The sequence below is a fragment of the Symbiopectobacterium purcellii genome, assembly GCF_052050035.1.
GTDB classification, from domain to species: domain Bacteria; phylum Pseudomonadota; class Gammaproteobacteria; order Enterobacterales; family Enterobacteriaceae; genus Symbiopectobacterium; species Symbiopectobacterium purcellii_A.
In genome coordinates this window covers 2,332,559-2,344,272 of sequence record NZ_CP189882.1, presented here as the reverse complement: position 1 = coordinate 2,344,272, position 11,714 = coordinate 2,332,559, and the positions used below count along the sequence as shown (strand labels likewise).

Below are 11,714 nucleotides of genomic sequence, written 5' to 3'. Positions count from 1 at the left end.
CACGAGCAAAGCGTACCAGCGAGCAGGATTAACCTTCTTCCAGCTCGATGTTGATACCCAGCGAGCGGATTTCTTTCAACAGTACGTTGAAGGACTCCGGCATGCCCGGTTCCATACGATGGTCGCCATCCACGATGTTTTTATACATCTTGGTACGGCCGTTGACGTCATCGGATTTCACCGTCAGCATTTCCTGAAGGGTATAAGCTGCGCCGTACGCTTCCAGCGCCCACACTTCCATCTCACCGAAGCGTTGACCACCGAACTGGGCTTTACCACCCAACGGCTGCTGGGTTACCAGGCTGTAAGAACCGGTAGAACGCGCGTGCATCTTGTCGTCAACCAAGTGGTTCAGTTTCAGCATGTACATGTAACCGACGGTTACTGAACGCTCAAACTGTTCACCGGTACGACCATCGAACAGCGTGATCTGACCGGAGGTCGGCAGATCACCCAGCGTCAGCAGTTCTTTGATCTCGGACTCTTTGGCACCGTCGAACACTGGCGTTGCCAGCGGCATCCCTTTCTTCAGGTTGTCCGCCAGACTCAACACTTCATCATCAGTGAAGGTGTTCAGGTCGACTTTTTGACGCACGTCGTTGCCCAGATCGTAGGCTTTCTGGATGAATTCGCGCAGTTTAGCCACTTCTTCCTGACGCTTGAGCATGGCGTTGATTTTTTCGCCGATACCTTTAGCTGCCATACCCAGGTGGGTTTCCAGAATCTGACCGATGTTCATACGCGATGGAACGCCCAGCGGGTTCAATACGATATCGACCGGCGTACCGTTCTCATCGTAAGGCATGTCCTCGATCGGGTTGATCTTGGAGATAACACCCTTGTTACCGTGGCGGCCTGCCATCTTGTCACCCGGTTGAATCTGACGTTTAACTGCCAGATACACCTTGACGATCTTCAGAACGCCCGGAGCCAGATCGTCACCTTGCGTGATCTTGCGGCGCTTCGCTTCGAGTTTTTTCTCGAATTCGTGTTTCAGCTCGTCGTACTGTTCGGACAGCTGTTCCAACTGATTCTGTTTCTCTTCATCAGTCAGACCCAGTTCCAACCAACGCTCGCGCGGCAGCTTGTCCAGCTTGTCGGCTTCCACGCCGCCGGAGACCAGCACAGCGTGAATACGGGCAAACAGACCCGCTTCGAGGATCTGCAATTCTTCCGTCAGGTCTTTTTTGGCCTGCTTCAGTTGCATCTCTTCAATTTCCAGCGCACGTTTGTCTTTTTCCACACCATCGCGGGTGAAGACCTGAACGTCGATAACCGTACCGGATACACCGTTCGGCACACGCAGGGAAGAGTCTTTAACGTCAGACGCTTTCTCACCGAAGATCGCGCGCAGCAGTTTCTCTTCCGGCGTCAGTTGAGTTTCGCCTTTCGGCGTCACTTTACCGACCAGAATGTCGCCGCCCGTTACTTCAGCACCGATATACACGATACCGGACTCATCCAGTTTGGAGAGTGCTGCTTCACCCACGTTCGGGATGTCGGCAGTGATCTCTTCTGGCCCCAGCTTGGTGTCGCGGGACACACACGCCAGTTCCTGAATGTGGATAGAGGTGAAACGGTCTTCCTGCACCACACGCTCAGACACGAGGATGGAGTCTTCGAAGTTGTAACCGTTCCAAGGCATGAACGCGACGCGCATGTTCTGACCCAGCGCCAGTTCACCCAGGTCGGTAGACGGGCCATCAGCCAGCACATCACCGCGTTCAACAGGTTCACCCAGAGACACACACGGCATCTGGTTGATACAGGTGTTCTGGTTGGAACGGGTGTATTTGGTCAGGTTGTAGATGTCGATACCCGCTTCGCCCGGATACATCTCGTCTTCGTTAACTTTGATAACGATACGGGATGCGTCAACGTACTGTACGGTACCGCCACGTTTGGCAACGGCAGTTACACCGGAGTCAACGGCCACAGCGCGTTCCATACCGGTACCTACCAGCGGCTTGTCAGCGCGCAGGGTCGGTACAGCCTGACGTTGCATGTTCGCACCCATCAGGGCGCGGTTGGCGTCATCGTGTTCCAGGAACGGGATCAGAGATGCACCGACGGAAACCACCTGCTGGGTGGAAACGTCCATGTAATCAACCTGATCGCGGCTGAACAAGCTGGATTCGCCTTTGCTACGGCAGGTCACCAGATCGTCAACGAAATGCCCTTCTTCGTCGAGGTTGGTGTTCGCCTGTGCAATAACGTAGTTGCCTTCTTCAATCGCGGACAGGTAATGGATTTCATCCGTTACCACACCGTCACGCACCAGACGATACGGGGTTTCAAGGAAACCGTATTCGTTGGTCTGTGCGTACACGGACAGCGAGTTGATAAGACCGATGTTCGGACCTTCCGGCGTTTCGATAGGACATACGCGACCGTAATGGGTCGGGTGTACGTCACGCACTTCAAAGCCAGCACGTTCACGGGTCAGACCGCCTGGGCCCAACGCGGAGATACGGCGTTTGTGCGTAATTTCGGACAGCGGGTTGTTCTGGTCCATAAACTGGGACAATTGGCTGGAACCGAAGAACTCTTTCACCGCCGCCGAAATCGGCTTGGCGTTGATCATGTCCTGCGGCATCAGGGTATCCAGATCGCCCAGAGACAGACGTTCTTTCACCGCACGCTCTACGCGCACCAGGCCAACGCGGAATTGGTTTTCCGCCATTTCGCCCACGGAACGGATACGACGGTTGCCCAGGTGATCGATATCATCGACTTCGCCAGAACCGTTACGAATATCGATGAGCTTCTTCATCACCTGAATGATGTCGTCTTTGCTCAGGATACCGGAACCTTCAATCTCATCGCGCAGCAGGGAGCGGTTAAACTTCATGCGGCCCACAGCGGACAGATCGTAACGATCTTCAGAGAAGAACAGGTTCTCGAACAGCGTTTCTGCTGCTTCACGTGTCGGCGGCTCACCCGGACGCATCATGCGATAGATTTCAACCAGCGCACTCAGGCGATCGTTGGTCGGGTCTACACGCAGCGTTTCGGAGATATACGGGCCGTGATCCAGATCGTTGGTGAACAGGGTTTCGATGCGCTTATGGCCTGCCTGGCTCAGTTTAGCCAGCAGATCCAGCGACAGCTCCATGTTCGCCACACCGATCAGTTCGCCGGTGCTTGCGTCTACGTAGTCTTTCGCCAGCACTTTCCCGGCGATGTATTCGACCGCTACTTCAATGCGCTCTACGCTGTCTTTTTCCAACTGGCGAATGTGGCGCGCGGTGATACGGCGGCCTTTTTCAACGTACACTTTGCCATTGGCTTCGATGTCGAACGACGCAGTTTCACCGCGCAGACGCTCAGGCACCAGATCCATTTGCAGCTTGTTGCCGTTGATCTCGTAGACAATTTTATCGAAGAACAGGTCCAGAATTTGTTCGGCCGAGAAATTCAGTGCGCGCAAAATGATGGTCGCCGGCAGTTTACGGCGGCGGTCGATACGCACAAACAGGTTATCTTTCGGGTCGAACTCGAAATCCAGCCAGGAACCACGGTAAGGAATAATACGTGCGTTATACAGCACTTTACCGGAAGAGTGGGTTTTACCCTTGTCGCTGTCAAAGAACACGCCCGGGCTACGGTGCAACTGAGAAACGATAACGCGCTCAGTACCGTTGATAACAAAAGTCCCGTTTTCGGTCATGAGCGGAATTTCGCCCATGTACACTTCTTGTTCTTTGATGTCTTTTACGGTGCCTTCCGGCGCTTCGCGCTCGTAGATCACCAGACGCAGCTTGACGCGCAGCGGTGCTGAGAAGGTCACCCCGCGAATCTGACACTCTTTGACGTCAAATACGGGCTCACCCAAACGGTAGCTTACGTATTGCAGCTCAGAGCTACCGCTGTAGCTTGAAATTGGGAATACGGAACGGAATGCGGCTTCCAGACCGTACTGGCCTTCCGGATCTTGCTCGATGAACTTCTGAAACGAGTCAAGCTGGATAGAAAGGAGATAAGGTATGTCCAACACTTGCGGACGTTTACCAAAATCCTTACGAATGCGTTTTTTCTCGGTATAGGAGTAAACCATGGGGTTCCTCAGCTCGCTGAAAAGTAAGAACCACTTGCTCGTCCTGACAGGACGGTTCATTGCTACACGATTTTGTTGATCGAAAGGCAATCCGCCGTTCGTTAATACGTCTTTCTATCACTCTTAAATCATTTCATTGCTTTTGCACAGGCAGGGAACCTAGGCTGGAAAGCAGTATATTAAGGCGTCGATAGAAAAAAATATTGGGATAACCCGTGGTCAAACAGTGCGAAACACCACAGATCCCCTACAGCGCAAAAAGGCTGGTGACCAAAAAGTCACCAGCCATCAGCCTGAAAACTCAGGCTGCAACCGGAAGGGTTGGCTTATTTAACTTCAACTTCAGCGCCAGCTTCTTCCAGAGATTTCTTCAGAGCTTCAGCGTCATCTTTGCTCACGCCTTCTTTCAGCGCAGCAGGTGCAGACTCAACCAGGTCTTTCGCTTCTTTCAGACCCAGGCCAGTTGCGCCACGAACAGCTTTGATTACGGCAACTTTGTTAGCGCCGATAGCTTTCAGGATAACGTCGAATTCAGTTTTCTCTTCAGCAGCTTCAACCGGGCCAGCAGCTACAGCTACAGCAGCAGCAGCAGCAGAAACGCCGAATTTTTCTTCCATAGCAGAGATCAGCTCAACAACGTCCATTACGGACATAGCGGCAACTGCTTCGATAATTTGATCTTTAGTGATAGACATGACAATTGTTCCTAACAATCAGAAATAGTTTATACGTAAGCAAATGCGAAAACAGGAAAAGGGCGATTACGCCGCTTCTTTCTGATCGCGAACAGCTGCCAGAGTGCGGACTAGTTTGCCTGCAGAGGCTTCTTTCATGGTCGCCATCAGGCGTGCAATTGCTTCTTCGTAAGTCGGCAGCGTTGCCAGACGGTCAATTTGAGCCGCCGGAATCAACTCACCTTCAAAGGCTGCAGCTTTAACCTCGAATTTTGCATTCGCTTTCGCGAACTCTTTGAACAGACGAGCAGCAGCGCCCGGGTGTTCCATAGAGTATGCAATCAAGGTCGGACCAACAAACGTGTCTTTCAGGCATTCGAACTGAGTGCCTTCAACGACGCGACGCAGCAGGGTGTTACGAACAACACGCATGTATACGCCAGCTTCACGACCTGCTTTACGCAGTTCAGTCATTTTATCTACGGTTACGCCACGAGAATCCGCAACAACCGCAGACAGCGCGCCTTTGGCCACTTCCCTGACTTCAGCAACAATCGCTTGTTTGTCTTGAAGATTTAATGCCATTAGCTTGTGCTCCTGGATATAGCCGGAATACATTTCCGGAACTCACTTCACCTGCAACCACATGGAAAACAGGCGTCAAAACACGGTGAGCAGAATCCAGTAAAAGAAAATTTTCTCTAGGCTCTGTCACCGTCTACTCAGGAAAATTAAGCATCTCTTTTTTCAGGTAAACCTGAAAACGTTGAAGCACCTGCGGTCTTGGACGGAGGCCTGGATCAGGCCAGGCTCCAACCGAAAAAATCTGTTTTGTCCATTTAAGGACAATGGGCTAAGATTATACGTACATCTTTCGCCCAGGTAAAGCTATCAGTTAGCGACCGCGTTCAGGCCACTCTGATCAACGGCAACTCCAGCACCCATGGTGGTGGAGAGGCTAACTTTCTTGATGTACACGCCTTTCGCCTGAGCAGGTTTGGCTTTTTTCAGCGCAACCAGCAGAGACTCCAGGTTTTCTTTCAGTTTGTCAGCGTCGAAATCAACCTTACCGATGGTGGTGTGGATGATGCCGTTTTTGTCGTTACGATAACGAACCTGACCGGCTTTCGCGTTTTTAACCGCTTCAGCAACGTTCGGCGTTACAGTACCAACTTTCGGGTTCGGCATCAGGCCACGCGGACCCAGAACCTGACCCAACTGGCCAACAACGCGCATTGCATCCGGAGAAGCAATAATCACGTCAAAGTTCATTTCGCCTTTTTTGATCTGGTCAGCCAGATCTTCCATACCTACCAGCTCTGCGCCAGCTGCTTTAGCAGCTTCAGCGTTTGCGCCTTGGGTAAATACGGCAACGCGAACGGAACGGCCAGTACCGTGCGGCAGTACAGTCGCGCCACGAACGTTCTGGTCAGATTTACGTGCGTCGATGCCCAGGTTTACGGCAACGTCAACGCTTTCAACAAACTTAGCAGTGGCCAGCTCTTTGAGCAGGGCAACAGCTTCGTTGATGTCATATTGTTTAGTAACATCAACTTTCTCACGGATCACGCGCATGCGCTTGGTCAGCTTAGCCATTTCTTAGTCCTCCACTACCAGGCCCATGGAACGAGCAGTACCCGCGATAGAGCGCGCCATGGCGTCCACGTCGGCACCCGTCATATCCGCCGCTTTGGTCTGGGCAATTTCCAGAACCTGAGCGTGGGTCACTTTACCTACTTTGTCTTTGTTCGGCTTGCCAGAACCAGACTTGATACCAGCCGCTTTCTTCAGCAGAACTGCTGCCGGAGGCGTTTTGGTAACGAAGGTGAAAGAACGGTCGGAGTAAACGGTGATAACGACCGGAGTCGGCAGACCTTTTTCCAGGCTTTCTGTTTTAGCATTAAATGCCTTACAGAATTCCATGATGTTCACACCTTGCTGACCCAGAGCAGGACCAACCGGCGGGCTCGGGTTAGCCATACCGGCTGCAACTTGCAGCTTGACGTAGGCTTGTACTTTCTTGGCCATTTAACTTTCCTCTAATGGGTAATAGCGCCTTAAAAAAGGCTCCCCGTGATTTTTGATTGTTTTCAGATGCCATAGCACCTAAAAAAACAAAAGGCGCGAAATAATAGATTAATTTCGCGCCAGATACAAGAATTTCTTTAGGAACGCCGGGCTGGCTGTATCAGCCCTTTTCCACCTGTCCGAAGTCCAGCTCAACGGGCGTAGCACGTCCGAAGATGGAGACCGACACTTTCAGGCGGCTTTTTTCGTAGTCCACTTCTTCCACAACACTGTTGAAATCGGCAAACGGGCCGTCGTTGACGCGCACCATTTCGCCCGGTTCGAACAGCGTTTTCGGACGCGGCTTATCACCCACCTGTTGCAGACGGTTCATAATAGCGTCAACTTCTTTGTCGCTGATCGGTGCCGGACGATCGGACGTACCGCCGATAAAGCCAATCACACGCGGAACACTACGCACTAAGTGCCAGCTGGCGTCTTCCATTACCATCTGTACCAACACATAGCCAGGGAAGAATTTGCGTTCGCTTTTGCGGCGTTGGCCGCCACAAATCTCGACCACTTCTTCAGTCGGCACCATGACGTCGCCAAACAGCTCTTCCATGTTGTGCAATTTGATATGCTCGCGCAGCGATTGTGCAACGCGGCCTTCAAAGCCGGAAAACGCCTGAACGACGTACCAACGTTTTTTTGGAGCTTCAGACATCTTAGAACCTCAGGCCTGTGATAAATGATATCAAACGGACCAGAATACCATCCAGCCCCCACAGAATCAGTGACATCACGGCTGTTACCGCGGCAACGATCAACGTGGTATGCAACGTTTCCTGGCGAGTTGGCCAAATCACTTTACGAACTTCAGTGCGCGCTTCGCGGGCAAAGGTCACCGTTGCTTTGCCTTTGGCGGTTAACAGTGCAACACCGCCTGCGGCAGCAATCAGGATAACAACGGCCAATGCACGAAGCGGCAGACTGTACCCGCGATAGTAATAGTTACCCACTATGGCAACAACGAGTAAAGCCGCCACAACCAGCCACTTGATCACTTCCAGGCCACGCCCACTACCCTGGGTCTCGGTATTTGCACTCATAAACCAACCTGTCACTCATGAATCAGACAAATAACTTTGCCCCGCAATGCAGGGCAAACCAAACCGACATGATGTTTCGCTCGCAGCGAAACTCGGCATTTACGCTGTAATCTACAGAGCCTATCTCACCACAGATTAGCAGGATTATACGCCACAATCCGTGATGAGATAGGTTCTACTGAGGGCAGCGTAGTAAAAGGGCATCAAATGATGCCCTTTTACTGCATGTTGAGTCAAATTTATCGGCGATTACGCGATAACTTTAGCAACAACACCTGCACCAACGGTACGGCCGCCTTCACGGATAGCGAAACGCAAGCCGTCGTCCATCGCGATCGGGTGGATCAGGGTAACAACCATTTTGATGTTGTCGCCCGGCATTACCATTTCAACGCCTTCCGGCAGTTCGATGGTGCCCGTTACGTCAGTGGTACGGAAGTAGAACTGAGGACGGTAGCCTTTGAAGAACGGCGTATGACGGCCACCTTCATATTTGCTCAGGATATACACTTCAGATTCGAACTGGGTGTGCGGCTTGATGGAACCCGGCTTAGCCAGTACCTGACCACGTTCGATTTCTTCACGTTTGATACCACGCAGCAGAACACCAATGTTCTCACCCGCACGGCCTTCGTCCAGCAGTTTGCGGAACATTTCAACGCCAGTACAAGTCGATTTCGCCGTATTTTTGATACCAACGATTTCAACTTCTTCACCGACTTTAACGATACCGCGCTCTACACGACCGGTCACTACAGTACCACGGCCGGAGATGGAGAATACGTCTTCGATAGGCAGCAGGAACGGACGGTCAATCGCACGCTCTGGTTCTGGGATGTAGGAATCCAGGTAGCCAGCCAGTTCGATGATTTTAGCTTCCCACTCAGCTTCGCCTTCCAGTGCTTTCAGCGCTGAACCACGAACGATCGGCGTGTCATCACCCGGGAAGTCGTACTGAGACAGCAGCTCACGCACTTCCATCTCAACCAGTTCCAGCAGTTCTTCGTCATCAACCATGTCACATTTGTTCAGGAACACGATGATGTACGGAACGCCAACCTGACGACCCAGCAGGATGTGCTCACGAGTCTGCGGCATCGGGCCGTCAGTCGCAGCAACTACCAGGATCGCGCCGTCCATCTGGGCAGCACCGGTGATCATGTTTTTCACGTAGTCGGCGTGTCCCGGGCAGTCAACGTGTGCGTAGTGACGGGTCGGGGTGTCGTATTCAACGTGAGAGGTGTTGATGGTGATACCACGTGCTTTTTCTTCCGGTGCGTTATCGATCTGATCGAATGCACGCGCGCTACCGCCGTAGGTTTTAGCCAGTACGGTGGTGATCGCTGCGGTCAGCGTGGTTTTACCATGGTCAACGTGGCCGATAGTACCGACGTTAACGTGCGGTTTAGTACGTTCAAACTTTTCTCTAGACATCGACTGTCCCTCTAAGACACGGATAAATCGGTGATAGCACCACATTAACCAAGCTAACGCTTGACGAATATTTTACAGAAAGGAAATCAGGGATGAAAAAGAAGTGGTGCTGATAGGCAGATTCGAACTGCCGACCTCACCCTTACCAAGGATGCGCTCTACCAACTGAGCTATATCAGCACTTATTGGAGCGGGCAGTGGGAATCGAACCCACATCATCAGCTTGGAAGGCTGAGGTAATAACCATTATACGATGCCCGCATCCTGAACTCGGCAACCTGATTTCTCTGTTGAAAGCTTCCGCCTTCGCCAGCACAGTGATTGCCTCATCGCGCTGGTTCAGCCACAAACTGTATGGCTTGAATTTGGTGGTGGGGGAAGGATTCGAACCTTCGAAGTCTGTGACGGCAGATTTACAGTCTGCTCCCTTTGGCCGCTCGGGAACCCCACCTAATTGTGTACTTGATGGTGCCGGCTGCCGGAATCGAACTGGCGACCTACTGATTACAAGTCAGTTGCTCTACCAACTGAGCTAAGCCGGCATCAAGTGCTGCGCATTCTAGGTAGAGCGAGCCACCTATGCAACAAAAAAATTGCTTAAAATGCGCTATCGCTTATATTTTATCCAAAAACGAGCATGAATTCACGCATCATGCGATAAAATGCCTAAAGAACGTTCAAATTCACGACCAATCCCGCACATTCCCTCCTGTCGTTCATCCGTTTTTTGACATGACTTCAGCACAATTCTGCACCAACACTGACCTTTTGCTCCACGGGAACGCACCTTCTTCGCCATAAATTCGTGTTTAACCGCGTTATAGCCAAGCGACTTAATTTTGATTACACCATATGGACTGAGAACAAACTCTCTGTATCGCAACCCATCTCTCTTTTTTTGCTTTTTGCTTGTGCCCATTTATGCTCAATTGGGTTAAGATCTGGCGAATATGTAGGCAAATACTCCACCATATACCCTGCATCGATGATGACTTGTTGAATATTATGTTTTTTGTGAAAAGTGGCATTGTCCATCATGATTACACTGTTTTTAGGGAGTACTGGGATAAGGACTTGTGTGACCCAGGCATAGAAAACATCGCTGTTAATATTGATATCAAATAATCCGATAGCAAACAGCGTTGTGCCTAATAAAGCGCCGATAACATTTGTTCTTCCCCTAGCTCCCCAGTTCTTCAGGCCAAAACACCGTTGACCTTTTGGGGAATAGCCGTGAGTCCGTGGGGCATCGTGTGAAAAACCACTTTCATCAATAAAAACAATAGGTTTACCTTCTTTTTCATACTGTTGTTTTTTTTGTTGAAATCCCTGCCGGGCGTTTTCGTCGGCTTTCGGATGACGTAGAGTTTTTTTTATAGGTCAATCCCAGCTTTTTAAGCGCTTGCCAAATGGCCTTCTGACAAACGCCAAAACGCTCTGCACGTTCTTTTTGGTAAGCATCTGGATATTGTTCAACATCTTTTATCAACTCGGATTTATCGATCTTTCGCTGACGCGTGGTCGATGCTTTTGACTCTATTTGATTAATCCAACGCGATACAGAGGCAGGGCCAATCCGAAATTGCTTCGCTGTTTCTCGGATACTCAACCGTTCGTTTTTCCGTGTAGATATCACTTTACGTCTAAAATCAATTGAATAGCTCATTTAAATAATGTAATCAAAATTAAGTCGTTTAGCTATAACAACAGGAATCCGGCCTGGCATGCATCTTGCTTTACTTCGGTAAAGCGGGTCACTGAGGGCTCATTTCGTTGGAGACTGCATCATGAAAATCGTTTTACTTAATGACACACCCCTTCCGGTTTACCGCGCCGAACTGGCAGACCTGCTGCTGGATGCGGTAATGCATGGCGCATCTGTGGGCTATGAGATGCCTCTGTCTCACGAAACCGCAGCCAGCTATTTTCACGGATTACGCACTTCTCTGGCGGAAGGGGCCCGCTTGCTGTGGATTGCCCGTGACGCCCAGGGCATTATCGGAAGCGTGCAGCTTGAGCTTTGCCAGAAAAGCAATGGCTTGAGCCGGGCAGAAGTACAAAAACTGCTGGTACACAGCCGCGCGCGTCGCCAAGGTATTGGCCGTAAACTGCTGTCGGTGTTGGAAACCACCGCCTTTGAGCTTAATCGCGGCTTGCTGTATCTGGATACTCAGGCAGGTTCTCCGGCAGAAGCCTTTTACCGCATGCAGGGCTACCGTTATTTGGGAGAAATCCCTGATTATGCCAGTGCGCCCGATGGCAGTTATCACCCGACCGCCATCTACTACAAGCGCCTGTTTGTCGCCAATCGGATGACACCGGCTCTGGCAAGTTAATCGTTTCCTGACGCAATGGCGTCAGGAAATATCATCCTGTTGTCTTCTTTTCTGCGTGTCCAACGTGTAACCTGCCTGACATCTACTAATCGAA

The 11,714-nt window shown here is 51.1% G+C and carries 12 protein-coding genes and 4 tRNA genes; 1 reads left to right on the top strand and 15 read right to left on the bottom strand.

The window, feature by feature from the left end; translation table 11 throughout:
• Positions 1-28 precede the first annotated feature (28 nt).
• The 15 genes from rpoB to ACQGXV_RS16705 all read right to left on the bottom strand — a co-directional run bounded on the left by rpoB (position 29) and on the right by ACQGXV_RS16705 (position 10,950).
• The gene (gene rpoB / locus ACQGXV_RS16775) at positions 29-4,057 is read right to left on the bottom strand and encodes a DNA-directed RNA polymerase subunit beta (RefSeq protein WP_440866984.1); all 4,029 of its coding nucleotides are present in this window, start codon (positions 4,055-4,057) and stop codon (positions 29-31) included.
• A 326-nt stretch (positions 4,058-4,383) separates the two neighbouring features.
• Positions 4,384-4,752, bottom strand: a complete 369-nt coding sequence (gene rplL / locus ACQGXV_RS16770; protein WP_440866983.1) for a 50S ribosomal protein L7/L12 — start codon at positions 4,750-4,752, stop codon at positions 4,384-4,386.
• 66 nt (positions 4,753-4,818) lie between these two features.
• A complete protein-coding gene (rplJ, locus tag ACQGXV_RS16765) occupies positions 4,819-5,316 on the bottom strand; it encodes a 50S ribosomal protein L10 (RefSeq protein ID WP_440867464.1) in 498 nt (165 codons plus the stop codon).
• A gap of 306 nt (positions 5,317-5,622) precedes the next feature.
• Complete coding sequence (gene rplA, locus ACQGXV_RS16760) at positions 5,623-6,327, bottom strand: 50S ribosomal protein L1 (RefSeq protein ID WP_440866982.1); 705 nt, start codon at positions 6,325-6,327, stop codon at positions 5,623-5,625.
• A gap of 3 nt (positions 6,328-6,330) precedes the next feature.
• Complete coding sequence (gene rplK, locus ACQGXV_RS16755; RefSeq protein WP_264626659.1) at positions 6,331-6,759, bottom strand: 50S ribosomal protein L11; 429 nt, start codon at positions 6,757-6,759, stop codon at positions 6,331-6,333.
• Between the two features lie 160 nt (positions 6,760-6,919).
• The gene (gene nusG / locus ACQGXV_RS16750; RefSeq protein WP_440866981.1) at positions 6,920-7,465 is read right to left on the bottom strand and encodes a transcription termination/antitermination protein NusG; all 546 of its coding nucleotides are present in this window, start codon (positions 7,463-7,465) and stop codon (positions 6,920-6,922) included.
• A 1-nt stretch (position 7,466) separates the two neighbouring features.
• Positions 7,467-7,850: a preprotein translocase subunit SecE gene (secE, locus tag ACQGXV_RS16745; protein WP_222158936.1), complete on the bottom strand. Its 384-nt coding sequence runs from the start codon at positions 7,848-7,850 to the stop codon at positions 7,467-7,469.
• A gap of 249 nt (positions 7,851-8,099) precedes the next feature.
• Positions 8,100-9,284, bottom strand: a complete 1,185-nt coding sequence (gene tuf / locus ACQGXV_RS16740) for an elongation factor Tu (RefSeq protein WP_440866980.1) — start codon at positions 9,282-9,284, stop codon at positions 8,100-8,102.
• Between the two features lie 104 nt (positions 9,285-9,388).
• A tRNA-Thr gene (locus tag ACQGXV_RS16735) sits at positions 9,389-9,464 on the bottom strand.
• Positions 9,465-9,470: 6 nt separating this feature from the next.
• Positions 9,471-9,545: transfer RNA gene (locus tag ACQGXV_RS16730), tRNA-Gly, on the bottom strand.
• Positions 9,546-9,650: 105 nt separating this feature from the next.
• A tRNA-Tyr gene (locus ACQGXV_RS16725) sits at positions 9,651-9,735 on the bottom strand.
• Between the two features lie 15 nt (positions 9,736-9,750).
• A tRNA-Thr gene (locus ACQGXV_RS16720) sits at positions 9,751-9,826 on the bottom strand.
• Between the two features lie 101 nt (positions 9,827-9,927).
• Positions 9,928-10,167 (bottom strand): hypothetical protein, encoded by a 240-nt coding sequence (locus tag ACQGXV_RS16715; protein ID WP_440866979.1) that lies wholly within the window; start codon positions 10,165-10,167, stop codon positions 9,928-9,930.
• Positions 10,128-10,661, bottom strand: a complete 534-nt coding sequence (locus ACQGXV_RS16710) for an IS630 family transposase (protein WP_440862665.1) — start codon at positions 10,659-10,661, stop codon at positions 10,128-10,130. Before ACQGXV_RS16710 ends, ACQGXV_RS16715 begins: the two co-directional genes overlap by 40 nt.
• A complete protein-coding gene (locus tag ACQGXV_RS16705) occupies positions 10,585-10,950 on the bottom strand; it encodes an IS630 transposase-related protein (protein WP_440866978.1) in 366 nt (121 codons plus the stop codon). Before ACQGXV_RS16705 ends, ACQGXV_RS16710 begins: the two co-directional genes overlap by 77 nt.
• 121 nt (positions 10,951-11,071) lie before the next feature.
• Between ACQGXV_RS16705 and ACQGXV_RS16700 the strand changes: the two genes are divergently transcribed.
• The gene (locus ACQGXV_RS16700; protein WP_440866977.1) at positions 11,072-11,620 is read left to right on the top strand and encodes a GNAT family N-acetyltransferase; all 549 of its coding nucleotides are present in this window, start codon (positions 11,072-11,074) and stop codon (positions 11,618-11,620) included.
• The last annotated feature ends 94 nt before the right edge of the window (positions 11,621-11,714 follow it).